Source organism: Spongiibacter thalassae, from assembly GCF_012272835.1.
GTDB lineage: Bacteria > Pseudomonadota > Gammaproteobacteria > Pseudomonadales > Spongiibacteraceae > Spongiibacter > Spongiibacter thalassae.
Genome location: NZ_JAAWWK010000001.1, coordinates 868773 through 894559, shown reverse-complemented (window position 1 = coordinate 894559; position 25787 = coordinate 868773). Strand labels below are relative to the sequence as shown.

Below are 25787 nucleotides of genomic sequence, written 5' to 3'. Positions count from 1 at the left end.
GTAGCTGACGCCAAGACCGAAGCTAAACAGCCTACTTACCCGCTGGTAGCTCGGCAAAGGCAACGTTTTTATCCACCCGAATATCTCCGGGCAGCCCCAACACCCGCTCGGCGATCTGGTTGCGCAGAATTTCATCGGTGCCACCGGCAATACGCAGTGCCGAGGCCCAAATGTAGCCGTACTGGAATTTACTGGCGGTGTCGCCACCCTCGCTCCAGAACGCTTGATCCAGACCTTGAATATCCCCGGCCATCGCGGAGATGTCCTGCAGCATATTGGCGTAAACCAACTTGCCCATATTCGACATCGCACTGGGGGTTTCGCCCCTGGATACACTAGTCAGAAGCCGTGCACGGAAGTTTTTCAGTCCCAGATCGGTCGCCACATGGCGCGCCACGTCCAGATGATAGGGTGCCGCGTCGTCGCCGGCGCCGCGCACTACATCGAGCAGTTCCTCGACACTGGGCAGCCCCTTGGATTCACCACCGACATTGAGGCGCTCGTTCATAAGAGTGGTCATGACTACTTTCCAGCCGCCGTTGACCTCTCCCAAACGATAACGGTCGGGAATGCGCACATCAGTAAGAAAGACTTCGTTAAATTCCGATTCACCGGAAATCTGTTTGATCGGGCGAACATCAATTCCCGGCGACTTCATATCCAACAGAAAATAGGTCAAACCCTTGTGTTTGGGTACGGTGGGATCGGTGCGCACCACCAGCACGCCCCAATCAGCGGTATGGGCCCAGGAGGTCCACACCTTCTGACCGTTGACCACCCAGTCGTCGCCGTCGCGAACGGCCTTGGTGCGTAACCCCGCCAGGTCGGAACCCGCCGAAGGTTCGGAAAACATCTGACACCACAGCAGCTCGCCCATCAGGGTTTTATAGGCAAATTGCTCAATTTGCTCAGCGGTGCCGTGGGTATAAATCGTCGGCACAGCCAACTGTGAGCCGATGGTGACAAAGGGCCCTACCGGTACGTGGTAGTGGCCCTCTTCTTCGGCGAAAATCACTTCCTGCATCGCAGTGCCACCCATGCCACCCTGTTCCTTTGGCAGGGAGATGGCCGCATAACCGGCCTTGGCCTTTTTCTTTTGCCAGTCGCGCCCCAGCTCCGCAAAGCGGCTGTCACCGGGGGACAGCCCCAGGGGTTGGCGGTATTCACCCGCATTGTCGTTAAGCCAGTCGCGCACTTCCTGACGGAATACGGCTTCTTCGGGGGTATCGTTAAAATCCATGGTGAACTCCTGATTATTGTCCTGAAGCGCCGGGGCGCGTTACGCCGCCGCCAGTAATTTATTTGACCAGTGGGCGATATTGCCGCCGCGCATGGCCAACAAACGCGCCCGCTTGTAGAAGAAGTGGCAATTGGCTTCCCAGGTGTAGCCAATACCGCCGTGCAGATGGAGGTTTTCTTCCGCCGCGAAATTGTAAGCCTCAATGGCGCTGACCCGCGCCGCAGCCGCCGCCAGCGGCAGCTTGTCGCCGCCCACCGACATCGCCCAGGCGCCGTAGTAGGCATTTGAACGGGCCAACTCGATTTTTATCATCATATCGGCCAGGCGATGTTTCACCGCCTGATACCCCCCCACCTGACGACCAAAGGTGAAGCGTTCCAACACATAATCCCGAGCCATAAAGCAGGCTACTTCTGAGCCACCGACCTGTTCAAAGGCGGTGAGCACCGCCGCTTGGTCGGCAACCACTTGGGCGATTTCCCGAGCTGCACCGCCGTTAGCCAGTACCTGTGCCGGTGCCTCTGTCAACATCACCTTTTGGTAGCTGGCCAGTTCGTCTACGCCCTCGGGCAGGGCCTCGGTTTGCACGCCGTCTGCCGACATGGCCACCAATACCAGGCGCTCATCACCGCCCTGCTCAGCGGCGGCAATCAAATAATTGGCGCTGGAGGCGTAGGCCACCGCAGGCAGTTTTCCGCTCACAGTGCCGTTGTCATTGACGCTCAAGCCCTTGCTGTCGAGGTCTACTGCGATAATCGCCTCGCCCAGCGCGATACTTCCCAGCAATTCCGTCGACTCAGCAACCGCACAGCGCCGTAGCACTTCGGCACCCAGGCATACAGTGCTGAAAAAGGGTGTGGGGGCCAGTACTCGCCCGAGTTCCTCCATCAGAACACACAGCTCCAGTGCGCCCATCCCCAGACCGCCCTGCTCTTCAGGAATACTGATAGCGGGCCAGCCCAGCTCTACCATTTGCGACCAAAGCGCCTTGTCGTAGGCCTCACCGCTCTCAATGTGCCGACGCAGGCGCTCGGCGTCGCAGGCTTCAGAAAGGAACTTTCGCGAGTGCTCGGCAAGCATCCGCTGGTCTTCAGAAAAATCGAAATTCATATTCGCTCCACTCGGCCTCTCTGTGCGGCCCGGACGACCGGGCATTATTGTTAGCGTATCGCGGCTGAATGGCTCGAACTTGCCACGACAAATAAGTACATATAATATCAATCATATATATGTTTGTGAAGACAAGCGAATAACACACAACCATGACCACGAGACAAAAATATGAATGAACCACACCTGTTGTTTGAGCGCCTTACCCCGCATATCGCCAAAATCACTCTCAACCGACCCGACAAGCACAACGCTATCAGCGGAGAAATCGCCAGCGGCCTGCAACAGGCCATTCGCACCGTTGAAGAAGACCCACTACTGAGAGTAGCCATTCTTACCGCCAAGGGAAAAAGTTTTTGCGCAGGTGCTGACCTGGCCGAAGTCAGCGCCGGTCGCGGGCACGCGCTGGTGACAGAAACTGGCGGATTTGCCGGCTTCGTTCACGAGCCACGCACCAAACCCTGGATCGCCGCCGTCGAAGGTCGCGCTCTGGGAGGCGGCTTCGAACTGCTGCTCGCCTGCGATCTCGCGGTAGTGGGAGAAAACGCAGAGCTGGGTCTACCGGAAGTAAAACGGGGGCTGATCGCGGCGGCGGGCGGTGCATTCCGTGTGGCCCGCTCTCTGCCCCGTGCCATTGCCATTGAAGTCGCCGTGACCGGGCGCGCCCTCAGCCCCGAGCGCGCCCTGCACTTTGGCCTGGTTAACGACGTCACCAAGGCCGGGGAAGTAGAACAGCGCGCCCTCGCCCTCGCAGAGGAAATCGCCGGCAACGCGCCCATTTCGGTATTGGAAAGCCTCGCCCTGTGTAAAGCGGCGGCGGAATGCGACGAAGAAGAGCTGTGGGCCAGAACCAAAACTGCCGCCAAAGTGATAACCCAATCCAACGACGCCAAGGAAGGCACTCGCGCCTTTCTCGAAAAGCGCGCACCGAACTGGCAGGGGAAATAGCACTTTCAGCAGAGAGACCGCTTTGCCACACAATACCTGAATATAATGAGTAAACCATGATCAGTACCAGCGACACGAACGATACGACAACCGGGGAAAAGCCAGGCTCTCCGTGGGGAATATTTCTGGTACTGATGGTCGGCAGTTTTATTGCCATCGAAGCCGCCACCTTCCAGGCTCCCGCCATGCCGACTATTGGCAAGCACTTTGGTATTTCAGAAGACGCCACCGCATTACTGGTATTACTCTACTATCTAGGACTCGTGGTATTCAGCCCCATATTTGGCCGAGTGGCCGATAGTTACGGTCGCAAAAAAGTCATCTGCCTCGGCCTTAGTGGCTTTATCATTTCCGAGTGCGCCGCCGCATTAGCGCAGTCGTTTCCATTTTTGGTCGCGGCGCGCTTTATTCAGGGATTGTCCGTCGCCTGCATTTTGCCGGTGGTACTGTCCTATGTTGCCTATCTCTTTCCGCAGGAGAAACGCGGCTTGCCCTTGGGCGTCCTGGTATTTTCCATGTCGCTAGGTGCCACCACGGGCGCCCTGCTGGGCGGTGTACTAATAGACGCCTTTGGGTGGCGTTCCATTTACTGGACCAGCGCGGCGATGGGAGCACTGGGACTGCTACTTATTTTTTGGCGGGTGCCGGAAACTCCTCCGGCCAAGCAACGCTACCACCTTGACTGGCCCGGCGCAGTATTACTATTACTGACAGTCGGCACGCTGCTATCGGTGCCCACATGGATGAGTAATAATGGCATATTCAGTCATCAAGCGATGATGAGCCTGGCCTTGGGACTATGCTTACTCGCTATTCTCTGGCGATTTGAAAAACGTGCTAATAGCCCGGTTTTTGACACACAGATTATGGGGAATAAAGACTTTCTCCTGCCCTGCTTAATCTACCTATTATTTTTGGTGTGTCACGGAGGCGCCGTCTATTCGCTGGTATTTTTTATCAGCGGTCGACCCGACGGCAACGCCTCACAGGCCGGCCTGATGAATATGTGCCTGTTTGCAGCGAGTATGCTGGCAGGGCTTGCCAGTGGAAAACTTGCCGACCGACTTGACGAGCGAAGATTAATTATTGGCGTAGTCATGATGATGCTGGGCAACCTGCTGGTCTACGCCCTGTTCCTGGATCTCAGCACTCCCTTCTGGATCGTTCTGGTACTCGCCATCATGCTAGGCGCATCGCAAGGCATGAAGGGACCGGTAATAATGAAATTGGCTTTAAGCAATGTGCCGCCGGAAAAGATTAGCGCGGGTAGCGGACTACTGACAATGATGCGCGACTTCGGCACCCCCGCAGGCGTGTCGATCGGCCTGGCCATTTTCAGCAGCACCCGCCAAAGCACAACACTATCGTCGCTGGAAGACCAGGCAACAAGCATCGGGCTAAATAGTCCAGAGGCACTTGGCGCGCTGAAAACCGCGTTTGCAAATTCGAGTGCGGCGGACCTCCCCAGCCTGCAAACGGCATTGGCATCACAAAACACCAGCTTCGAGCAGCTATTGTCTGTGGCAAAGTTAGATGGGCTGGCCAGCACCTTACCCGCAGTAGGCGGTATTTTAATAGCGGTGATCAGCCTTGCGCTGATTCTCGCCATATCACTTTCCAAGTCCGTGAAAAGGCCAGCCGTATAGTAGTTGCGACAACGCCTTTGTAGCCAATACTGCGCGAGGACGCTCTGTTTAGCTGACGACACGACTACGACCGACAGCGAGGAATTTTCCAATGTCACCACAACACTACCGACTACTTATTCTGAATGCCGCCTTTATCCTGCTGTTAGCATTGCTGACCGGCTTTGGCTACGGGCAGCACGTGGTCGCCAACATCAGTGGAACAGCGCCCGCCATCCCCGGCGATTTACGCGGCTGGCGCATGGCGCATCTGGAGTGCTTGCTCAATAGCATACTGATTCTTGCTGTTGCCGCCGCGACACGACCATTGGCCTTCGGCCGGGGTGTAAGCGCCATATTGTTTTGGGGTTTGTTAATCTGCGGGTGGACCAACGCCATCGCCTCGACCCTAAGCCCAATCACCGGGGGACGCGGCGCCAGCTTTACCGGTCTGGATTGGAACAGCCTTAACTACCTGTTATTTATCGCGGGCGTCATCGCTATTTTTATCAGTGTTATCGCCCTGATCGCTGGCTGCCTGCGCGCACCGAACAAGGAACCCAATCAATGAACAATCGCGCTGTGCAGGTCAATCGTCTCCCGGAACCCGGCCCGTTGGCCGCCGACACCTTCACCATTGTCGAACAGCCCCTGCCGCCATTGAACGACGGCGACTTGCTGATGCGGGTGATCTACCTGTCCATTGACGCCGGTAGCCGCGGCCAGCTCGATGACCGCGGCGACTATGTCATCAAAACGGCCCCCGGACAGGTTATGTCCGGCTCCGGCGCGGTCGGTCAGGTGCTTGAAAGCCGACACCCGCGGTGGAAGGCCGGCGACTACCTGGCCACAACGGTGTCGCGGTGGAGCAGCGTGGTACGTCTGAAGGGGGACACGCCCTTGCTGACCCGCATCGACCCCAAGGTCGCCCCGCTGGAAGCCTACCTGGGCATTCTAGGCATGGTGGGCTTTACCGCCTGGGTCGGCATGACAAACATCGCCAGGGCTAGTGCCAAGGATTGCGTGCTCGTATCTGCGGCGGCAGGAGCCACTGGCTCGGCGGCGGGACAGTTTGCCAAAGCCAGCGGCGCCCGGGTAATCGGCATTGCAGGCGGCTCAGCGAAATGCCAATGGGTGGAGCAGGAACTGGGGTTTGACCAGTGCATCGACTACAAATCCGAAGACATCGCAGCAGCCATAGCCAAACACTGCCCCACAGGGATAGACGTGTACTACGACAATGTCGGCGGCACCATTCAACAAGCCGCCTTTGACGCTATGAACACCCACGGCAGACTTGTGCTGTGCGGCATGGTCGGCCAGTACAGCGGCGAGGGCGAAGCCCCCGGCCCCAACCTGATGGCTGCCATTATCAAGCGCCTGACCCTGACCGGCTTTTTGGCCAATGACCATATCGCCCTGTTCCCCGAGTTTCAGGCCATCGCTCTGGACTTATACCAGCAAGGTAAACTGAAACACCAAGCCACCGTGACCAAGGGCATAGAGAACATCCACGAGGCGATCAACTCACTGACCAGCGGTAAAAACACCGGCAAGCAACTCTGTCAGATTGGCGAAGTGGACTGACCATTCGCCAATACCTCAACACGACGGCTGTTACCCATGCCCCAAAAAAGGATGGGGCTTATAAGGTGCCTCCAGTGCGGCAATTTCCTCCGGCTGATCTTACCGTCACAGCGAAAGTCTCCTCCGACAGCAAAAACTGATCGATCTTTACTGGTGCAAACCCATCGGCCAAACCACCAAGCCGATCCAGACTGAAATTCTGTATAATATATAGCTAATAAGAACACCGCAGAATAACGAGGATCGCAATGGACCCCAATAAAATACACCCCGACCTTCGCGATGCCGTGGCCAAATTCCCGCCCTTGCCGCTACGCAACCGGTTTATGCTCTATTTGATGAGTATCGCTTCGCCTCTAATGGGTAAAGCGATGACGGTGCCCGGAGTTAAAATCACCACGCGACGGGCCAACGGGGTCAAAGTTCGCGTATACCAACCCGAGAATAACGGCAACGCTAGCGGTGCCGGCTTACTGTGGATACACGGCGGAGGCCTGGTCATCGGCTCGCCCAAACTGAATGATCGCGAATGTACGGATTACGTTAAAAAGTATGGAATGAGCGTTGTGTCTGTGGACTACCGCCTGGCACCCCGCCATCGCTACCCCGCCGCGATCGACGACTGCTTTACCGTCTGGAACTGGTTTCAGGAAAACGCTTCCACACTCAATGTGATCCCTGAGCGGATAATCATTGCGGGACAGAGTGCTGGCGGCGGCTTAACTGCGGCACTCGCTCAACGGGTGCACGACCAGGGCAAAACACCCCCATTAGCCCAGTTGCTGTACTACCCCATGCTGGATGACCGCACTGCCACTCGGCGAGAGCTCGACGCGATAAAACACCCAATCTGGAATAATTCTCTTAACCAGGTGGGCTGGTCAGCCTATTTGGGCGATGACTTTGGTGGGCCAGCTGTACCCAGTTATGGCGCACCCGCACGGCGCGAAGACCTCACTGGCCTGCCGCCCACCTGGATAGGAGTTGGCGGCATCGACCTCTTCCTTGAAGAGAATATCGAATACGCTGAGCGATTGAAGTCCGCGGGCGTGCAATGCCAATTGGACGTGGTGGATATGGCTCCGCATGGGTTTGATGCCCTATTCGCCGACACCTCGCTTCGCCGTGAATTTATCGCCAAAATTGATGAGTTTGTCGCCAGAATACTGTCCGAGAGTAAATAGCGCCTCGGCGCCTCACCTCAGTACATGGTTGCAAAGAACGTCAAAAATACATTAGGCCAAACCATATTTTCAACAGCCTGGCCATACAGCTCCGTCAGTGGCCTTTGCGCTGAGGAAAGGCCAGGGGAGAGATCATGGGCAGCCACATATAAAGGCTCACCACTACCATGGACGCGGCCTTTGTAACCCCCGGATAAATTCAGAGATTTTGAGCAGAAAACACCGTATTGAAGTACAACACACCCCGCTTCACTAAAATCACAACCTCCATCCCCACGCTGCAATCATCCAGTTTGGCGATAATATAATCACCCTTCTCCGAGCGAATCGTCGCATGTAACAGTGAATTGGCGGTTTTTTCACCAAGCACCTCGCACCGTTGCACCTCTCCCGTCATCGTACTGAGTATTTCGCCTTTCCTGGTATAGGAAAGGGAGGCATAAAATACCAACACCACAAAGGCGCCGACGAACCAAAAAACCATAGTACTTTTACTGGACTTCATGCTTTGCTTTGATCTCGGGATATAAGAAAAACAGCGGACGTAAGGTCTCCCAGATAGCACCAGGGACCAGGCTCGCCCACCGCAAGTCTACAAACCCGTGATGATAGCTCAGTCTGGCAGACCATTGAAGCTGGCTATGCTGTCTGCAGACTTCGCCCAGGCGGCGGCACTGGCGGTGAATATATGCGCTGTGGGTAGCGTCGGCACCTCGGTGTCTAAACAGCCTGCCGGAACCACCAACAAACCCGCAAGTTGAGTGCTCGGCAATGCGGAGCCACAAACCTTGCAAAAACATTTATTATGGCGACTGCCTGGCAGCATAAAGCAGCTCACCGAATCCCCCCCGGCAAGCCAGCTCAACGTAGCGGAATGAGAAAACAAATTCGCCGCATAAGCCGACCCGGTATCCTTTTGACAATGACGGCAATGGCAGAGGTAAAAGCTGTCGAAGCTGCCCTCCACCTTGAATTCCACTGCGCCACACAGACACGCCCCCTTGTGAACTGTCAAAGCAGTCTCCTTTATGATCTACAGCGCCTGTAGTATAAGCGCGACAGCCCTTTGCAGGACTACTCCGGTATTATCTGGCACATACGACTCGGCGTCTGAAAGCAATCATAACCAATAGCAGCAAACAGCCAATACTCACCGACAAAGGGAATAACATCGTTGCCGCAGAGTAGGTTTCCAAGGCCAGCAAAGCAAAGATATTCCTCGCGATAAATAATGCGAAAAATACGACGTTTTCATTATGGGGGAAATAATAGGCCTTCCGCATTGTTGGCCCAAAGCCCAGAAGGTCGACCACAGTAAGTACAATTACCGCCCATAAAGGGTCAGAGGTGAAATACCAAAATGGCAATGATGCAAGGGCCGCCAGGAAAAACAACCAATCGATGGTGGTTATCGATAGGTCAGCGTGCTTTACAATAGCCAGTATGGCGATAAATATAGTAACGCCACCGGAAATACCCATCGGCCACGCGCCAAGTCCCCCTTTTGCCTCCAGCTGAGCGAAAAACACGATGAACGTGGTCGTGCCCCATATCATCCAAGAGAAGACATGCGGCTTGGTGACCCCGGCTAGAATAGAACGTATATAAGGAACAAAGGCGATAAAGGTGAGCGCAATGGCCACGCTACTGAAAAATAACTTTACGCTCCAGTCCATAAAATATATTTCCACAAATGGCGACTGATGGGGCGCATCAAGGATTGCGTTCAGCTCTGGCTCTGCACTCACCTATCCACTGCACAACCCGCGGAAATTCACTTGCTGAGCTCGGCGATTTTTTCCTGATCGAGATATTTCTCAAAGCCCGATATGGAGCCGGAAACATTTTTATCGGCCATTAGCCGCCGCCCCTCCTCCGGCGAGAAATTCAATACGACGCGCAAGTATTTAATTCGCTAATGAAAGTGTTTCGACACTGGCATTGAAAAACCCATCGGCTTTCATATCAGCAAGCACTTTTTTGTACATATTTTTCCTAACTTCTGGAATAACAGAGAAATTTTTCACTGGAAAGACGAACATCATAGGCAACCATTGCACTATAGTGGCGGTATCAGAGAGGGTGTATTCCTTCTTAAGGCCATCTTTTCGCTCGACCTTAGCCACCACATTGAATTGATCTGTTGCCCAAGACGGTATGATATAAAAGGTGGCACCGGTAATAGCCGCAGGTATCAAGGCCGCGGGATTCCCTTTATTAATAATGGTTACATCGATATTAATATCGGCAGAATCGTCTTTTTTAGCAATTCTAGAGAAGTAATTTGAAGACTCAAGCACGGAGAAAAGTTCGCCCTCCATAATACTTTGTGCGGCGCCAGGCAGCTCACTTTGCGAAAACACTCCACCTATTGCCGTAGACGAATATGAAAGATTAGGCTTTTTATAGCCATTTTCATCATAGGGGATTAAGTTTGTTTTCGGCACCATTCCCCCATCAAACACAGCACAACCTGAGATTGCCAACACCAACACAACCGCAAGAATTCTAACCATATTACTAACTCCGCATTCCAGCTTAAAATTGCTAAACACTTAATTCCATTTACTACAACAGCATTTAAGCGCACTTATTCATATACGCACGATAAAATTTAATTTTAAAAACGGCCGAAGGGAATGATTTCCACACTTTGTCGAGCACGCTATTTATCCCAAGTAACAGCAAGCCCAGTGCAATGCTTGGAAACCCAACAATTGTTCAAATAAGGTGTCGATTTACAAGAGACATTTATGACAGCATCTGCCTCTAAACTGAATGCTTTGAAAAGAAGACCTTCAATAGCGTTGCTTTCGTCTCCTGTGATTCTCACCCAGCCACCACCCTGACCGGAACAGTCTGCGACTTCCACTTCCCCTACTTTAGTATAGGAACTTGGAACAACTTCATTAGCTCTATAGATTTCTATTTTTTTGGCCTGAACTTGTTCGTCATAACTTAATTTAGGGGGGCTAGCGACACAACCAACCATAAGCACTGCGACCGTTAGTAATACGACTTCCTTCATAAGCAACTTCCTTAAGTTTCGATAACCGCCCACAGTTGAACTTCTGCCCTAGCGCTTGAGTAACCGACAACCTGCGCTTCTTAGGCAATCTTTAAATCAACTTAAAATATCAGGTTTTTTTGAAGGCAACCCCTTCCAACCAAGCCTCCCAAACACAACTGCCTGGCTCTCAGATCCATTTTTCAAATAGCTGTGCGATTTTTTCGGAGAAACCGAGAATATACGATTTACTGCCAGGTAAATATTCCCTATCTCACTCGCCACTATTCTATGTGTTTGAGGCGTCTTCTATACATGTTCGCATGTACATGAAAATCAGGTGAAAAAATAAGCAAGGGGCAAGGCGAAGTTTCTTGCGGCGCTCGCCTACGCGCTTTATCCCTAACTCAATCTTCCCCGTTAGCCACTCTGGCTCGTTGTGATAACTCGCCTGAGTGACTTACGGGCACAACCTAATCGCCCTTACATATTGGCACTACTCTATCGGCACCAAACGCGCCCGCTGCTCGTCGGTAAGTGTGTCGATGGTTGCCAGTGTCAAGTCTTGCGCGGGACCAGTGCTGGCAGTCTTCTGGTCTATGGCGATATCAACGCGGTCTGGCAGGTTAAACATTGCGCCTGTTGCAGGGTCTACAATCAACATTCCCAACACGCCGCCAAAGATAATGTTGCCCCAGTACCAGCCGTCAACGCTGCTGGTTAAAGTAAAGGTTTTGGGAGTAAACCCTTCTTTGTTTAACACGATGGTATAAGTTTCACCCTTAAAGTAGCCCGCGGAGGATTTTAATGTGACCGATGCAGGGGTCATGCCGCTGTGTACCTTCATGCCACTGCGGTTAGTAACCACGAAGTCGGCACCGTCCGGGTTGCTGTTAATTGCCACAGCGTAATCCGATTTACTGATAATACTGGAACAGGCAGATAGCATTGCGGCGGCTAGAATAACGGGTACAACGTGTTTTCTCATGACAACTTCCTTTTAAATGGCTCCTGTGGAGCGTGTGATAGATCAATTATTGAGTAGATGCGCAAATCGAGAATGCGGCTGATTACCTAGTGGCATTGACTAAAACATAGCTCGAACCCCATCGTGCACGATGGACTTCCGCAAGAGTCAAGCTTACTGCGATTGAAGATGAAAGGTAGAGGTACTACTGAGGAATCCCTGACAATAGTCCTTGCCGTCCAGTGGCAATACGCTGTCTACTATGGGGAATATAACGGTTTACACAGGAAAATCCAGTATAAATCGCTGCTGCTAGTCCTCTGCTGATTCCAACAGGGCGACGCACTCCCTCTCTATGGGCTTTTCAGACACGGTCTTTGGAATTTCCTCCAGGAACTGGAATATTTCGGGTACATCATTTTTCTCCAGGTGGCGCTGGCAGTATTCCTGCAGCTGCGCCTCACTGCTACTGTCGAATTTATCCATTACCACGGCGGCGACCAGAGTTTTCTCACCGGAGACGTTTTTGGGCATGACCACGCCGTAGACAAAGGCGTCGGTCACTGCCGGAAACTGGATAAGTACCGACTCCACCAAGGCTGTGTTTACAAAGTCGCCATTGCGACGCACGCCGCCACCGGATCGGCTGTGAAAGTAGAACCAGCCGTCTTCGTCGCGGTGCCCGAGGTCGCCCATATGCAGCCAGCCGCCGGTGACTTTGGCCTGGGCTGCCTGCGCATTTTTGTAGTAATCAACGTGTACTGCCGCGCCGTCTTTTCGGCGAAAACAAATCTCCCCGACTTCTCCGGCCTGGCATATTCGACCTTCGCTGTTGAGGATTTGGGCCTCCCAATCGGGCGATGGTTTACCGATACTGCCAACAGGGCCAGTGCCTGGATTGACCAGACCTCCCCCTTCGGTAGCGCCGTAGACTTCCACCAATTTAACCCCAAACCGTTTTTCAAAATCCTGCCAAATTGCAGCCGGCATTCCCGAGCTAATCACCAGGCGCATGGGGTTGTCGGCATCGCTCGGCTGCTCTGGCACCGCGTATATTTCCGGGATCATGCCGCCCAGCAAGCTGAATACGCTGCAATTGAATTCCCGACAGATGTCCCACAGGCGGCTTTTGCTGAATTTGCGACTGATAACCAGCGGGATTCCCAGTTCAAGGCTGTTGCGCAGGAAGTTTTGTGCATTGATGTGGGTGAGCGACAAGCCGGTGTAGAGCACATCGTCATTCGTCACCCCGAGGTTTTTCAGTGCCCCTGCCTGCGCCATATACTTTGCATGGCTGATCACCACAGCCTTGGGTTTGCCGGTGGTTCCCGAGGTAAACATCATGAACATAGGGGAGTCGGCCGCAACAGGCTGTGCGGCGGGAATGGGTAATAATGCGCTCAGTGCCTGGTGGTAGTCTTCAATCTTTACTCGGCCCCGGGCCCCGGTTTTCAGGGTCTGGCCCGAACTGTTTACACATAGCAGCCACTCGATGCCAGTCTGCGCCAGCACTTCGGTAATCTGATCCAGGGAATAGTCTGCACATAGCAGCCCAGTGCACTCGGTGTGCGTCAGCATGAACTCCAGCTTGACCCCACGCGCTCGGGGATCAATGGGTACAAAGGCGCGGTTGAGTATTCCGCAGGCCAGCATCGCTTCGACAAACTCGGGATGGTTGTTCATCATCAAGGCGATATTGCCTGAGCTGTCGGTGCTGCGCTGGGCTATCGCCGCCGCGAGGGTACTCGCATTACGTAGCAACTCCCGATAGCAGCGCACTTCACTCACCAGCACGCCATTTTCATCGGTGTGCACAAAGCGCAATACTGGCGCGTCCGGGAGTCGTTCAGCTCCGATTCTTACACTGTCGATTAAGGTGTTGCCGCCCATTCCCACGATGACATTTGTCCTTCTTCCAGCCGAAAAAAAGCCAGCGGGAGAGCTGGCTAAGCAAAGTACCTGGCTTACGTCAGTCCAGCTTAAAAACTGTAGGTGACGTCGACACCGAAGGTGCGGGGCTCGCCCATTGGCCGGTTGGCCAGCGCGAGGGAACCCGGGAAGAACAGATTAAGCCCTGACGTAGTGTATTCCTTGTCTTCGAGGTTGCGAGCCCAAAACGAGACGTTAAGGTTGGTGTCTTTCACATCCAATTGGGCGCGAGCACCAAACAGTGTCAGGCTTTCAGACGTCGCCGCCGGGAAGGCGTCGATACCACTCTGGCCACTGGATATATTACCCAGCAATTTTGAACGCGAAGATACATTCAGGTCGAAGGTCCAGTCGCCGTGGTTGGTCGGCAAGAAATAGTTCAGGCGAGCAGTGCCTTCAAACTCAGGCGCTGAGGGCAGAATGGGGGTAGGCCCACTTGCCGGCTTATCGAACTCCCAGTCGAGGTAGCCAGCGGTTACTGTCAGCATCCAATTTGGCGAAATCACCCACTGGGCGTCTGCTTCAATACCATCTATATCCGCATCGCCGGCGTTAACCACTTGGGTGATCAAGCCCGAAGGCGTGGAAACCAGGTTGGTTTGCTGGGTGTCCTGATAAAAGGTGTGGTAGTAAGCGGCGTTCAACTTCAGCGAGTTGTCGAACAGCTGGCTTTTTATACCCAACTCGATGTCGGTGGCGGTCTCTTCAGAGAATGGCTGGCTGGTATCGGCATCCAGACCTCGAGCGTTCTGACCACCGGAGCGACTGGAACTGGCCGCCTTGGCATAGGTCATCACCTCTTCGTTCACCTGCCAATCTACCGATGCCGTCCAGGAGACAAATTCATAGGACTCGCTGTCTGACCAGGTACATTGATCGAAGTCGGCGTTTGGCGGTGGGTTGTTTGAGTCTATTCGGCAGGCCGAAGAAGACGGGCCGGGGTTGGAAGGCACACCAAGGGGCACCGAATAACTCTGTGCGAAGAAGGCTTTTTCATCCTCGGTGTAACGCACACCCAGGGTTGCATTCACGGCGTCGGTTAAAGCAAAAGTGCCCGACACAAAGGCCGATTGGCTCTTGTTTTCCGCTGCGCCGTAACTGTAGTTGTAATCCACACCATTCTGGTAGGTCGACAAACCACCACTGCGAGACAGGTCGAAGCCGTCCTCTTCGAAATAGTAGACACCCGCTATCCAGTCGAGGAAGCCGTCCATCGCCAGGCCGCTGAACTGCCACTCAATTGAGTCCTGGCTCGCCACCTGCTCAAACGGGAAACTGAATTGGGATACCGGCACGCCGGTTCCATCGATGTCGCTCATATACGCGGTATCAACATCGCGGTTACCGTACACCAACTTGGTCTGGACGTTTTCGCTCAGATCATAAACCAGCGCGAGGGCGATGGTGTCTGATTCAGCGTCGGAATAGTTGCCATAGTTTGCCGCCGAGTCGTAGTAGTCGGTAGAGCTACGGGTAAGCGGGAAGTAACGTGGCGGCGTGGGCTCATCGCCGGTAAAGCCCGGTTGTTGCGAGAAGTTACGCGACGCCATGGTCACATAAGATGAGTTGCGCTCCATAGACAGGGTCGCGCTGAGGCGCTCGGTGGGATCGTAGGTCACGCCGATTCGGTAGACGTCGTTGTCACGGGTACCCACTTCTTCTTTTTCACCAGTGGGTGACTGGGTAAAGCGGTCGTAAATCGTTAGCTCGCCGAAGCCGTCCTGACGCTCGTCTTTTTGCGCCGCCAGGCGCACCGCCAGCACATTGGCGACAAGCGGAATATTGATGGCACCGCCCACTTTGTAGCTGTCGTAATTACCCACCCCGGCAGTGGCGTAGCCGCTCAGCTCACCGTTCGGGTCGGCTTTTTCGGTAAGAATTTTGATGGCACCACCGGTGGTATTACGGCCATAAAGGGTACCCTGTGGCCCCTTCAATACTTCTACCCGGCTTACATCAAACAGGCTGTTGGCGGTGCCATAGGCACGGGCCAGGTAAACATCGTCGATATACCAGCCCACTGAGGGGTCCAGGGTAATCAGGTTGTCTGTTTGCACCTGACCACGAATGGTCACCTTGGCGATACTGCCCCCCTGGGCGGGCGCCGGCTCGATATGTACACCCGGCGAAAAGCTGCCCAGATCCTGAGTATCGCTCAGATTAAGGGCTTTCAAGTCATCACTGGACATGCTGGTAACGGCTACCGGCACGTCCTGCAAAGTTTCTTCTTTCTTCCGGGCGGTAACCAGCACCTCTTCGAGGGCAAAACCCTGCGCATAAACCGGCGTCGAAATGGCAACGCTGCCCCCCAGGGCTAAAGCAATTGCGGATGCGATATTTGTTAACTTGGCTTTCATGGCTATCTCCGAGAAGGAAGCGACTCATCGTTATGTTTATGGGTGATACCTTAAACTCTCGATAATTATACTTATCATTGCAATCATTACAATGATTTAACAAAAAAAGCAGGATAAGTATTTTTACCTAGTGCAACAGCGACCCACACAACACGGGAGAGCGGAGACAAGCACAGGAGAATATATAGACGAGGTAACTCAGACCTACCAATGGCAGGCCTGAGTTACGTAAGGGAGAACTGCGGGTGGAAAGGCTCTAGCCGATCAGGTCTATCGCTTGTCGGGCAACGTCGCTTAAGCCCTGGCCACCGGCGAGAACATACTGCTTGAGCTGGGTTTTCATCGACCCAGCCCAGAAACGCCGCAGATGGTGGGCCACCTGTTGCGCCGCGTCGCTGTCGCTACTGGCGCCGTGGCGCAGGTTTTCAGCAATGCTGTTTGCCATACGCACCAGGTGCTCGGCGCTGTCGAGGGTGTTAGTAGTCACATTGGTCATAGCGGTACTACTCTTGTTCGGGCCGATGGTAAACCACATGACGCCCGTTGCGGGCAAAACCAATCAGCAGCTGTCCAGCCGCCCTCGCCTGTTCGATGGCCATAGAGGTCGGCGCCGACACCGCTACCAAAGCACCAATACCCAGTGCGCAGCTTTTATGCACCATTTCATAACTGGCGCGACTGGACACCAGCACAAAGCCACTGTGTAGCGGTTCTGCGGCGGCAATCAAGGCCCCCAGCAACTTATCCAGGGCATTGTGACGACCGACATCCTCCCGGGTCAGACGGATATTACCGTCAAGGTCGCACCAGGCCGCACCGTGGCTGGCACCGGTCTGGGCCTGCAGAGGTTGAAAATGTTGCAGCGCACCCAATGCCCGCTGAACGGCGCGATCGCTAACCGGCGGCGCCTTCACCTCGCGCACGGGCCTAATCGCGGCCTCCAGTGACTCGGTGCCACACAAGCCGCAGCCAGTGCGCCCGGTCAGGTTGCGACGACGCTCCTTCAATGCCGCGAGGCGCGAGGTAGCTATGCGCATTTCCACCGACAAGCCGTGCTCAACCGCCTTTACCTCACAGTCGTACAGTTGCGAAGGCTCACTGAGCACTCCCTCGCTCATACTGAAGCCCAGCGCAAAGTCTTCCAGATTCTCTGGCGTCGCCATCATTACCGCGTGACTGATGCCGTTGTAGACCATTGCTATCGGCATTTCGACCGCCACGTAATCTTCATGCAGCGATGGGTCACCCTGCCCGCTGCGCCGCACATCAACGCGGGTTTGCCAGCTGCCCTTGGCGAAACGCTCGTCTGTCATCAGGTCAACTGCCAGCATGCTCGGTTCCTTTTTGTTTACCGGCCCCGGAACCGGTTCCGGTTTTAGCCTCATCCTGGTTTTCGACAGGGGCATCGTTGTTGCGGCGCGAGGGTTTGCGGTAAAGCTCCCGCTGTTGCCGGTCGAAGCTGCGATACTGACGCTGCCACTCCGAGGGCTGGCTGACTTTTTCAACCTGCACCGCTGTCACCTTGTACTCTGGACAATTTGTTGCCCAGTCGGAGTTGTCGGTGGTAATCACGTTGGCACCACTGCCAGGGTGATGAAAGGTGGTATACACCACCCCCGGCAACATGCGGTCACTGACGCGCGCACGCAGCACCGTTTGGCCAGCGCGGCTGGAAATCCCCAGCCAGTCGCCGTCGCGAATCCCCCGCAATTCGGCGTCGCTTGGGTGAACTTCCAGCACATCTTCTGCGTGCCAGTGCTGGTTTTCCGTACGGCGAGTCTGGGCGCCCACGTTGTACTGGGAAAGTATCCTGCCAGTGGTTAACAACAGCGGAAAACGCCGATTGGTCTTCTCGCTGGTGGCGATATATTCCGTTATCGCGAAGTTGCCCCGACCTATGGGGAAGTCCACGCTGTGCATGGTTGGCGTACCCTCGGGACTGGCGTCGTTGCAGGGCCATTGTATGCTGCCCAGACGATCCAGCTTGTCGTAACTGACGCCGCTGAAGCTGGGTGTCAAGCGGGCGATCTCATCCATAATTTCACTGGGGTGAGCGTAGTCCATGGGGTAACCCAGCGCATTGGACAGGGCCATGGTCACCTCCCAGTCTTCTTTCCCGGCGATGGCGGGCATCACCTTGCGCACCCGATTAATACGGCGCTCGGCGTTGGTGAAGGTGCCGTTTTTCTCCAGAAAGGTCGAACCGGGCAGGAGCACATGGGCGAACTTGGCGGTCTCGTTAAGGAAGATATCCTGAACAATCAGGCATTCCAGCGAGCGCAGTGCCGACTCCACATGCTGGGTATTGGGGTCTGACTGGGCAATATCCTCACCCTGCACATAAAGCGCCTTGAACTGCCCCGCCACCGCAGCGTCGAACATATTGGGAATACGCAGCCCCGGCTCATTGCCAATGCTCACGCCCCACTCACTTTCAAAACGCGCCCGCGCCGCGTCGTCAGCCACGTGCTGATAGCCCGGCAACTCGTGGGGGAAGGAACCCATATCGCAGGAACCCTGCACATTGTTCTGGCCGCGCAAGGGGTTTACCCCAACCCCTTCCCGACCAATGTTACCGGTGGCCATCGCCAGATTGGCAATACCCATTACCATTGTTGAACCCTGGCTGTGCTCGGTCACCCCCAGACCGTAATAAATAGCACCGTTGCCCGCCCGGGCATAGGCCCGCGCCGCCTCGCGAATTGCGCCGGCATCGACTCCGGTTATTTCGGCGATGGCTTCCGGCGCATGGCGGGGGTCGCTGATAAAGTTGCGCCAGCGCTGGTAAGCCTGCTGATCGCAACGCGTGTCAATAAAGCCGCTGTCTTCCAACCCTTCCGTGACCACCACATGGGCCAGCGCATTCACCATTGCCACATTGGTGCCGGGGCGCAGTGGCAGGTGACGGGCCGAGGTGATGTGCGGAGTTTTCAGCAGGTCGATGCGGCGCGGGTCGATCACAATCAGCTCCGCGCCCTGACGCAAACGCCTGCGCAACTGCGAGGCGAAAACCGGGTGGGCGTCAGTCGGGTTTGCCCCGATCACCACAATGCAGTCGGCCTTCATTACCGAATCAAAGGTCTGGGTGCCCGCCGACTCACCCAGGGTGGTTTTCAAACCATAGCCCGTGGGGGAGTGGCAAACTCGAGCGCAGGTGTCGGTATTATTGTTACCAAACCCCGCCCGCACGAGCTTTTGCACCAGATAGGTTTCTTCATTGGTACAGCGTGAGGAGGTAATTCCCCCGATGCTATCGCGACCGTATTGCTGCTGAATGGTTTTCAAACGGCCTGCGGCGAAATTGATGGCCTCGTCCCAACTGACTTCCCGCCAGGGTTGATCGAGGGTTTCGCGAATCATCGGCGCGCGCACCCGGTCTTTATGGGTGGCATAGCCAAAGGCAAAACGTCCCTTCACACAGGAATGGCCGTGGTTGGCATCGCCGCCCTTGTACGGCACCATGCGCACCACTTCACTGCCCTTCATTTCAGCCTTGAAGGAGCAACCCACACCGCAGTAGGCGCAGGTGGTGACCACACTGTGCTCCGGCTGCCCCTGCTCAATCACACTCTTTTCCATCAGGGTAGAGGTAGGACAGGCCTGCACGCAGGCACCGCAGGATACACAGTCGGACTCCATAAAGGTGTCGCCGGCACCCGCCGCCACCTTGGAGTCAAAGCCCCGCCCTTCAATTGTCAGGGCAAAGGTGCCCTGCACTTCTTCACAGGCACGGACACAGCGCGAGCAGACGATGCACTTGCTGGGATCAAAACTGAAATAGGGATTGGAATGATCCTTCTCGCTGTGCAGATGGTTGTCACCGTCGAAGCCATAGCGCACTTCCCGCAGGCCCACAGCCCCAGCCATATCCTGTAATTCACAGTCGCCATTGGCCGGGCAGGTGAGGCAATCCAGCGGATGGTCAGAGATATACAATTCCATGATATTGCGCCGGAGTTTGGCGATGGCCGCGTTCTGGGTTGTCACTGACATCCCCTCGCTTACCGGCGTAGTGCAGGAGGCCGGGTAGCCTTTGCGCCCGTCGATTTGAACCGCGCACAGGCGACAGGAACCGAAGGCCTCCAGGTTGTCCGAGGCGCACAGCTTGGGAATGGCAATGCCCCCCAGCGCCGCCGCACGCAATACCGAGGTACCTTCGGGCACCGTGATCGACTGGCCGTCGATGGACAGGGTGACGCGCGTTTCTGATAACACCGGGGGCGTGCCCAGATCCCGTTCAAAAGCCTCTGCCCGCGGATCAAAATATTGCAACATCTCAACGCTCCCTTTCAGCCGATGACTGAAGATCCTCAGCGAAATAATTCATCACGCTCTGCACCGGAAAGGGGGTCATCCCCCCCATCGCACAGAGCGAGCCATCAACCATTGTGGTGCACAAATCCTCGAGCAAGGCGAGGTTGTCGACCACTGATTGGCCACGACGAATCCTGTCGATAACCTCTACGCCACGGGTTGAACCAATGCGACAGGGGGTACATTTTCCGCAGGACTCAACCGCACAGAACTCCATGGAAAATCGCGCCTGCTGACCCATATCAACGGTGTCGTCAAACATCACTACGCCGCCGTGACCCAGCACCGCACCGATTTCGGCAAAGGCCTCGTAATCCAGCGGAGTATCCCACTGGGACTCTGGAAGGTAGGCCCCCAGCGGACCGCCGACCTGCACCGCCTTCAACGACCTGCCGGTATAGGTGCCGCCGCCAAAGGTCTCCATCAATTCCCTCAGGGTGATACCAAAGGCCAGCTCTACCAGTCCGCCACGGCGAACATTACCGGCCAACTGAATCGGCAAGGTGCCCCGCGAGCGCCCAATGCCCACCTCGGCATAGGCCTTGGCACCGCGATGGAGAATAAATGGCACCGCCGCCAGAGAAAGCACATTGTTTACCACGGTAGGTTGGCCGAACAGGCCCTCAAGGGCTGGCAAGGGAGGCTTGGCACGTACCATTCCACGCTTGCCTTCCAGACTCTCCAGCAGCGCGGTTTCCTCACCGCAAATATAAGCGCCCGCGCCGAGCCGCACTTCCAGCTCAAAGGCCCGACCACTGCCGCAGACATCGCTACCGAGATACCCCGCCGCCCGGGCACGGGCAATCGCTTCGTTCATTGTGTGATGGGCCAAGGGATATTCCGAGCGTAAATAGACATAACCCTGTGTCGCGCCGACGGCCAGGCCCGCGATAATCATCCCCTCGATCAGCATATAGGGATCGCATTCCATCACCAGTCGATCGGCAAAGGTGCCGGAGTCGCCCTCGTCGGCGTTGCAAACAATGTATTTTTGCCTGGCTTCGGCGGCAGCCACCGTTTGCCATTTAATCCCGGTCGGGAAAGCCGCCCCGCCCCGTCCGCGCAGACCAGAGGCGGTCACTTCCTCGACGATCTCGGCGCCCTCCCGGCACAATGCCTGGGCCAGCCCCTTGAAACCATCGAGGAACAGATAGTGCTCCAGCGACAGGGGGTCACCCAGACCAATGCGGGCAAAGGTCAGCCGCTGCTGGGCCTTCAGCCAGGGGATGTCGTCGGTCAACCCCTGGCACAGCGGGTGGCTTGGCTCGCCGTCGAACAGCCCCGCCGCAACCAGCTCGTTTACCGCCTCCGGCGTCACCGGCCCATAGGCAACTCGGCCCTCAGCGGTGTCTACCTCAACCAGAGGCTCCAACCAGAACAGACCACGGCTGCCATTGCGTACCAGCTCAACCTCCACTGCGCAGTCGACCGCGGCATCGGCAATGGCGGCGGCTACCTCATCGGCGCCCAGAGAGCACGCGGTGGTATCGCTGGGAACAAAGATACGCAGCGCCATCACAACACCTCCACCGGTCGGGTTTGCAGTGAGTCCAGCAGAGCGTCAAAGCGCGCCGCTGACACCCGCCCAAGAATTTTGTCACCGACCCGCAGTGACGGCCCACAACTGCAATTACCCAGGCAATAGACCGGTTCCAATGTGACCTGGCCGTCGGCCGTGGTTTGGTGATAGTCCACCCCCAGGCGCTGTTTGATATGCCCCTCCAATGCCCGCGCGCCCAACGCCTGACAAGCCTCGGCGCGGCACACCTGCACCACGTGGTCACCGGGCGCGGTGGTGCGAAAGTGGTGGTAAAAACTGATCACCCCGTGCACCTCGGCCCGGGTTTGGTTGAGGGCATCAGCGATCATCGGCACCGCATCATCAACGGGGATATAGCCCAGCTCGTCCTGTATGGCGTGCAGGATAGGCAGCAGCGCCCCGGGCAGCTGACGGCCTTCGGCGATCACCTTTTCCATGACGGCGATATGGGCAGTGGACTCAACCCCCGCTACAGAACCTGCGGGAGAAGGGGAATGAGAAGATGACGACACTGGACGACTCCAAGCCTGCCCACCAAATATGCAATAAAGTGCATATTAATGAGCTATTCGTTGTTAGAAGTATTGATCTAGACTACCATCTGGCCCTGTTTTTCAAAATATGCAATTATTTGCCTATGAAGCATCTTCACCTATCCCCCGCCTGGTTTTTCACCGACGGCAGTGGCGAGCAACTCGACCCTCGACTGTTCGCCCTGCTACGCGGCATTCACCAACAGAACAAGCTCACCGCCGCCGCCGAGGGCTGCGGCATGTCTTACCGACATGCGTGGAATTTGCTGCAGCACTGGGAAGCCTTTTTCGGCGCGGCGTTGATCGACAAACAACGGGGGCGAGGCTCGCGACTATCGTTACTTGGAGAAAAACTGCTGTGGGCGGAACAGCGGGTGGCTGCGCGGCTGGAGCCGCAACTGGAAAGCCTGAGCTCTGAAATCAACCTGGAAATCGCCCACCTGCTAGAGGGCAACAAACCGGTATTGCGCCTCCATGCCAGCCACGGCTATGCGGTGGCCTTGCTGCCCCGCTTTATGGACGAGCTGCCCCTAGACCTGCAATATTGCAGCCCCGCCGACTCGCTGGCAGCACTGGCGCGCAACGCCTGCGACCTCGCCGGATTCCATCTGCCTATCGGCACCGGCACGGGTCTCTACCGGGAATACCGCAAGCGCCTGCAACCCCGCAACCACCGTATTATTCAGTTTATTACTCGATGCCAGGGCTTGATGCTGCGCCCGGGCAATCCCCTGGGCATCAGTGGGCTCCACGACCTCATCGACAAAGACCTGCGTTTTATCAATCGCCAAACCAGTTCGGGTACACGGGCCCTGCTTGACGCCCTGCTGAAAGAGCAGCAGTTGTCGAATAAAGCCATTAACGGCTATGAGCAGGAAGAATTCACCCATTCAGCGGTGGCGGCTTACATCGCCGCCGACATGGCCGATGTCGGCTTTGGCGTTGAAGCCGCCGCACGGCAGTTCGGCCTGGACTTTATTCCGCTGGCGCAGGAGCGCTACGTCATGGCCTGCCATCGGCAACTGCTTAAAGACCCGAAGTTTCTGCGCTTTCTCGACATTATCGCCGGCCAGCCTTTCCGCAACGCGGTGAGCGGGCTACCGGGCTACACCTCGAACGACAGCGGGCAGATCAATACCATCGACGAGGTGTTCGGTCGCAACTCCCGGGTGACTACAGGTCAAAATACGCACAGTACTCGGTGAACATCTCCCTCACCTGCTCCACCGTCAGACCGAACTTTTCCAGCGAATAGTGGTATTTGCCGTGGCGGTCACCCTTGAAGTCCGGCGACGCCATGCGCTCCTTAAGGCGTTGCTGATAGGCCTGAGAAAAAGGGATGCCATGCTCCTCAAAAATACCCCCAAGGGTATTGATCGGGTCGGCAATCATTTTTCGGAACGGAATATGATGTACCTGGCTGGAATGGAATTCGGGGAGTTTCATATAGCGCTCGACACCGGCTTTCAAGCTGTCCAACCGCGCCTGGGGATCAAACTTATAGCTGCCGTCATTGAAGGGGCCGTATTGCAGCTCCAGCAATTCAAACAGCGACGCCACGTATTGTTCCGGTGGACGGTGCAACCAGAAGCAAATGGCGTCGGGATAGGTTTTCAGCAGGCTGGGCATCAGGTGCTGGTGAAGCACACCTTTGCCCACCCAACGCTCCGTAGGCCTCTGCCACTGTAATTGCTTCAACATATTGCGATGGAAGGCCAGCGCCGCATCAGGGTCTGCGGGTATTCCCGGCTGGGGCAGAGACGGCACTTTTAAATAGTGTAGCGGATAGATCATATTGAAATCGTGGGAGTACAGAAACTCATCCTCGGCCTCGCTATCACCCAGTCGATCAAAATAGGGGTGGGCCTGCAGCAGGCCGGGGGAGCGCCGCAACACGTAATCAACAAACGCCTTCGCCCGCTGGTCCGCGGCGTCCCTGGAATAGGTCGCTGAGCCCCGTGGTGGCGTAGGCGTAATGACATCCCGAAAATCAGGTGTGCGACAGCCGTCGCCAAGGGCCAGCACCGACTGGGTAAAGGTGGTTCCCGCGCGGGCATTACCAATCACGAAAAAAGGCTGCTCAATCGTCTGGTCGAGAATGCCGGGATGTTCCGCCCAGTCGCGGGCAATATTCAGTCGATTGAGCACCAATGCTTTAAACTGCTGCACCGCATCGTCGTAATATATCTCGCGAATACCACCGTAGTTATTAAACTGACTCACCGCCCAGCGCATGCGGCCTTCCAACTCAGGGTCAAGGTATTCGCTCAACCCGGCCTGCCGGGCATTGCGGGTGATAATATCGTCTTCATCAAGGTATTTTTTATCCATTATTGTCGCTCCTGTGGGTGATGATCCCGGTGCCGCTAATCCGCTCTACCGTGGGTTGCAGCGGTGCGTCGTCGCTCCACACCCGCAGCATCATGTGTCCGCGATGGTGTCCGGTGGTATCAAGAATATTGCTGCTGTGGTTGGGGCTTTCCCCCCCGATGAAAAGGGTGGCACTGCCGTCGGGATTCAATGTGCAGATTTCGCTATTGGTGTGGACGACGTAATTTTCATAGTCCAACGACTCCAGCCAGTAGTTGTACAGCGCAAAGTTCCACAGGCGCAGATTGGCATAATGAGGGATATGCACCCGCAACACCTCTCCCGCTTCCAGCTTCCATGCAGCGATAAAGAAATGGGCGCTGGGGTCGCCCCCAACCGACGCCACAAACTCCTTTGAAACCGGCGGCAGCACATTCACCGCGGTGTCGGAAAAGTTTTTCGACCACCCCGCCATCAGCCGCGCGGTTTTTCCGTAGAACTGCTCGGCACTGGCCAGTCGCGCTGACATTTCCCGGTCGCTGGTGCGCGGCGCGGCGGCCGTGCTGTCCAATTTTTCGACCTTCGCCACAAGGGGCTGCTCGGTTTTGCGGTCGCGAAAAGTCTGCCGTAAATGCAGCTGATTGGCGCCGTCACCCAGCGGCAACCAGTTCGTTGCTCTTTCCGGGCCGCCCACATAAAGCACGAAACGCCCTTTTTCATCGACGGCAATATCATCCTGATCGAGGCGCGCCAATAGTACTTTTTCCGACCCCGGCCCGGTGCGAAATACGGTAAAGGCAAACTGCCAGATACTGCCCCGCTCGGCGACCACCCGGTAGCAGGATGTGTCACGAATCAGGCAGGAGGAATACAGATTGTCGGGGTTATCGCCACCAAAACCGCTGCGGTTATCACAAACCGCGAACAACTCCGGTGTTTCAACATCGGCGTATTCCACAAAACGATTGATGCTGACCTTCAGCAGTCGAGTCAGGTAACGCAGCCCCTCCCCCCGTTCGAAACTGTCGGCGGTCTCGGCAGATTCCAGCACCGACACCCCGGTCGCCTTGATCGAGTCGCAAAATACTTCCCAGTTTGTTGTCAGTGTTTTCAGCTCACTCATTTGCCACCCTCTG

The 25787-nt window shown here is 55.7% G+C and carries 24 protein-coding genes; 6 read left to right on the top strand and 18 right to left on the bottom strand.

Translation table 11 applies throughout. The annotated features are described in order from the left end of the window. Window positions 1–31: 31 nt before the first annotated feature. Window positions 32–1240 carry an acyl-CoA dehydrogenase family protein gene (locus tag HCU74_RS03690; RefSeq protein ID WP_168449036.1) on the bottom strand — a complete coding sequence of 403 codons (1209 nt, stop codon included), beginning with the start codon at window positions 1238–1240 and terminating at the stop codon, window positions 32–34. Between the two features lie 39 nt (window positions 1241–1279). Continuing rightward, entirely contained in the window at window positions 1280–2350 is a 1071-nt protein-coding gene (locus HCU74_RS03685; protein ID WP_168449035.1) for an acyl-CoA dehydrogenase family protein, read from the bottom strand. A gap of 171 nt (window positions 2351–2521) precedes the next feature. On the opposite strand from HCU74_RS03685, the gene HCU74_RS03680 reads away from it, so the two are divergent. The 5 genes from HCU74_RS03680 (at window position 2522) to HCU74_RS03660 (ending at window position 7694) form a co-directional block, all read left to right on the top strand. Continuing rightward, window positions 2522–3298 (top strand): enoyl-CoA hydratase-related protein, encoded by a 777-nt coding sequence (locus HCU74_RS03680; RefSeq protein ID WP_168449034.1) that lies wholly within the window; start codon window positions 2522–2524, stop codon window positions 3296–3298. 56 nt (window positions 3299–3354) lie between these two features. After that, entirely contained in the window at window positions 3355–4944 is a 1590-nt protein-coding gene (locus tag HCU74_RS03675) for an MFS transporter (protein WP_168449033.1), read from the top strand. Window positions 4945–5035: 91 nt separating this feature from the next. After that, window positions 5036–5494, top strand: coding sequence for a styrene oxide isomerase (locus HCU74_RS03670; protein WP_168449032.1), 459 nt, complete (start codon window positions 5036–5038; stop codon window positions 5492–5494). After that, window positions 5491–6510: an NADP-dependent oxidoreductase gene (locus HCU74_RS03665; RefSeq protein WP_168449031.1), complete on the top strand. Its 1020-nt coding sequence runs from the start codon at window positions 5491–5493 to the stop codon at window positions 6508–6510. The genes HCU74_RS03670 and HCU74_RS03665 overlap by 4 nt, the downstream gene beginning before the upstream one ends. Window positions 6511–6758: 248 nt before the next feature. Beyond that, window positions 6759–7694: an alpha/beta hydrolase gene (locus tag HCU74_RS03660; protein WP_168449030.1), complete on the top strand. Its 936-nt coding sequence runs from the start codon at window positions 6759–6761 to the stop codon at window positions 7692–7694. 199 nt (window positions 7695–7893) lie between these two features. On the opposite strand, the gene HCU74_RS03655 is transcribed toward HCU74_RS03660, so the two are convergent. From HCU74_RS03655 to HCU74_RS03595, 14 genes are all read right to left on the bottom strand, one after another. Further along, entirely contained in the window at window positions 7894–8199 is a 306-nt protein-coding gene (locus HCU74_RS03655) for a hypothetical protein (protein WP_168449029.1), read from the bottom strand. 108 nt (window positions 8200–8307) lie between these two features. Beyond that, the gene (locus HCU74_RS03650; RefSeq protein ID WP_168449028.1) at window positions 8308–8709 is read right to left on the bottom strand and encodes a GFA family protein; all 402 of its coding nucleotides are present in this window, start codon (window positions 8707–8709) and stop codon (window positions 8308–8310) included. A gap of 70 nt (window positions 8710–8779) precedes the next feature. Further along, window positions 8780–9442, bottom strand: a complete 663-nt coding sequence (locus tag HCU74_RS03645; protein ID WP_345889648.1) for a hypothetical protein — start codon at window positions 9440–9442, stop codon at window positions 8780–8782. Window positions 9443–9468: 26 nt separating this feature from the next. Then, window positions 9469–9597, bottom strand: a complete 129-nt coding sequence (locus HCU74_RS20160; RefSeq protein WP_282595987.1) for a hypothetical protein — start codon at window positions 9595–9597, stop codon at window positions 9469–9471. 4 nt (window positions 9598–9601) lie between these two features. Beyond that, window positions 9602–10210, bottom strand: coding sequence for a hypothetical protein (locus HCU74_RS03640; RefSeq protein WP_168449026.1), 609 nt, complete (start codon window positions 10208–10210; stop codon window positions 9602–9604). 149 nt (window positions 10211–10359) lie between these two features. After that, window positions 10360–10722, bottom strand: coding sequence for a hypothetical protein (locus HCU74_RS03635; protein WP_168449025.1), 363 nt, complete (start codon window positions 10720–10722; stop codon window positions 10360–10362). A 475-nt stretch (window positions 10723–11197) separates the two neighbouring features. Beyond that, the gene (locus HCU74_RS03630; RefSeq protein ID WP_168449024.1) at window positions 11198–11689 is read right to left on the bottom strand and encodes a hypothetical protein; all 492 of its coding nucleotides are present in this window, start codon (window positions 11687–11689) and stop codon (window positions 11198–11200) included. A 291-nt stretch (window positions 11690–11980) separates the two neighbouring features. Next, a complete protein-coding gene (locus tag HCU74_RS03625; protein WP_168449023.1) occupies window positions 11981–13558 on the bottom strand; it encodes an AMP-binding protein in 1578 nt (525 codons plus the stop codon). A gap of 89 nt (window positions 13559–13647) precedes the next feature. After that, on the bottom strand, window positions 13648–15954 hold the full coding sequence (locus tag HCU74_RS03620; protein WP_168449022.1) for a TonB-dependent receptor: 2307 nt from the start codon (window positions 15952–15954) through the stop codon (window positions 13648–13650). A gap of 256 nt (window positions 15955–16210) precedes the next feature. Beyond that, window positions 16211–16450: a formate dehydrogenase subunit delta gene (locus tag HCU74_RS03615; protein ID WP_168449021.1), complete on the bottom strand. Its 240-nt coding sequence runs from the start codon at window positions 16448–16450 to the stop codon at window positions 16211–16213. Between the two features lie 7 nt (window positions 16451–16457). Further along, entirely contained in the window at window positions 16458–17285 is an 828-nt protein-coding gene (gene fdhD / locus HCU74_RS03610; RefSeq protein WP_168449020.1) for a formate dehydrogenase accessory sulfurtransferase FdhD, read from the bottom strand. Beyond that, window positions 17272–20229, bottom strand: a complete 2958-nt coding sequence (fdhF, locus tag HCU74_RS03605) for a formate dehydrogenase subunit alpha (protein WP_168449019.1) — start codon at window positions 20227–20229, stop codon at window positions 17272–17274. The genes fdhD and fdhF overlap by 14 nt, the downstream gene beginning before the upstream one ends. Window position 20230: 1 nt before the next feature. Then, on the bottom strand, window positions 20231–21784 hold the full coding sequence (locus tag HCU74_RS03600) for a formate dehydrogenase beta subunit (RefSeq protein ID WP_168449018.1): 1554 nt from the start codon (window positions 21782–21784) through the stop codon (window positions 20231–20233). Further along, a complete protein-coding gene (locus tag HCU74_RS03595) occupies window positions 21784–22320 on the bottom strand; it encodes a formate dehydrogenase subunit gamma (protein WP_168449017.1) in 537 nt (178 codons plus the stop codon). The genes HCU74_RS03600 and HCU74_RS03595 overlap by 1 nt, the downstream gene beginning before the upstream one ends. On the opposite strand from HCU74_RS03595, the gene HCU74_RS03590 reads away from it, so the two are divergent. Further along, window positions 22311–23546: a substrate-binding domain-containing protein gene (locus tag HCU74_RS03590; RefSeq protein ID WP_246864400.1), complete on the top strand. Its 1236-nt coding sequence runs from the start codon at window positions 22311–22313 to the stop codon at window positions 23544–23546. The two genes, HCU74_RS03595 and HCU74_RS03590, sit on opposite strands and share 10 nt — an antisense overlap. On the opposite strand, the gene HCU74_RS03585 is transcribed toward HCU74_RS03590, so the two are convergent. Together HCU74_RS03585 and HCU74_RS03580 are read right to left on the bottom strand one after the other, a co-directional pair. Beyond that, the gene (locus tag HCU74_RS03585; protein WP_168449016.1) at window positions 23515–24672 is read right to left on the bottom strand and encodes a sulfotransferase; all 1158 of its coding nucleotides are present in this window, start codon (window positions 24670–24672) and stop codon (window positions 23515–23517) included. The two genes, HCU74_RS03590 and HCU74_RS03585, sit on opposite strands and share 32 nt — an antisense overlap. Continuing rightward, complete coding sequence (locus HCU74_RS03580; protein ID WP_168449015.1) at window positions 24665–25774, bottom strand: DUF1214 domain-containing protein; 1110 nt, start codon at window positions 25772–25774, stop codon at window positions 24665–24667. The genes HCU74_RS03585 and HCU74_RS03580 overlap by 8 nt, the downstream gene beginning before the upstream one ends. Window positions 25775–25787 lie beyond the last annotated feature (13 nt).

Coding starts and splice junctions, on each gene's coding strand:
- HCU74_RS03690 (WP_168449036.1), bottom strand. CDS start 1,240: ATGGATTTTAACGATACCCCCGAAGAAGCCGTATTCCGTCAGGAAGTG.
- HCU74_RS03685 (WP_168449035.1), bottom strand. CDS start 2,350: ATGAATTTCGATTTTTCTGAAGACCAGCGGATGCTTGCCGAGCACTCG.
- HCU74_RS03680 (WP_168449034.1), top strand. CDS start 2,522: ATGAATGAACCACACCTGTTGTTTGAGCGCCTTACCCCGCATATCGCC.
- HCU74_RS03675 (WP_168449033.1), top strand. CDS start 3,355: ATGATCAGTACCAGCGACACGAACGATACGACAACCGGGGAAAAGCCA.
- HCU74_RS03670 (WP_168449032.1), top strand. CDS start 5,036: ATGTCACCACAACACTACCGACTACTTATTCTGAATGCCGCCTTTATC.
- HCU74_RS03665 (WP_168449031.1), top strand. CDS start 5,491: ATGAACAATCGCGCTGTGCAGGTCAATCGTCTCCCGGAACCCGGCCCG.
- HCU74_RS03660 (WP_168449030.1), top strand. CDS start 6,759: ATGGACCCCAATAAAATACACCCCGACCTTCGCGATGCCGTGGCCAAA.
- HCU74_RS03655 (WP_168449029.1), bottom strand. CDS start 8,199: ATGAAGTCCAGTAAAAGTACTATGGTTTTTTGGTTCGTCGGCGCCTTT.
- HCU74_RS03640 (WP_168449026.1), bottom strand. CDS start 10,210: ATGGTTAGAATTCTTGCGGTTGTGTTGGTGTTGGCAATCTCAGGTTGT.
- HCU74_RS03635 (WP_168449025.1), bottom strand. CDS start 10,722: ATGAAGGAAGTCGTATTACTAACGGTCGCAGTGCTTATGGTTGGTTGT.
- HCU74_RS03630 (WP_168449024.1), bottom strand. CDS start 11,689: ATGAGAAAACACGTTGTACCCGTTATTCTAGCCGCCGCAATGCTATCT.
- HCU74_RS03625 (WP_168449023.1), bottom strand. CDS start 13,558: ATGGGCGGCAACACCTTAATCGACAGTGTAAGAATCGGAGCTGAACGA.
- HCU74_RS03620 (WP_168449022.1), bottom strand. CDS start 15,954: ATGAAAGCCAAGTTAACAAATATCGCATCCGCAATTGCTTTAGCCCTG.
- HCU74_RS03615 (WP_168449021.1), bottom strand. CDS start 16,450: ATGACCAATGTGACTACTAACACCCTCGACAGCGCCGAGCACCTGGTG.
- fdhD (WP_168449020.1), bottom strand. CDS start 17,285: ATGCTGGCAGTTGACCTGATGACAGACGAGCGTTTCGCCAAGGGCAGC.
- fdhF (WP_168449019.1), bottom strand. CDS start 20,229: ATGTTGCAATATTTTGATCCGCGGGCAGAGGCTTTTGAACGGGATCTG.
- HCU74_RS03600 (WP_168449018.1), bottom strand. CDS start 21,784: ATGGCGCTGCGTATCTTTGTTCCCAGCGATACCACCGCGTGCTCTCTG.
- HCU74_RS03590 (WP_246864400.1), top strand. CDS start 22,311: ATGACGACACTGGACGACTCCAAGCCTGCCCACCAAATATGCAATAAA.
- HCU74_RS03585 (WP_168449016.1), bottom strand. CDS start 24,672: ATGGATAAAAAATACCTTGATGAAGACGATATTATCACCCGCAATGCC.
- HCU74_RS03580 (WP_168449015.1), bottom strand. CDS start 25,774: ATGAGTGAGCTGAAAACACTGACAACAAACTGGGAAGTATTTTGCGAC.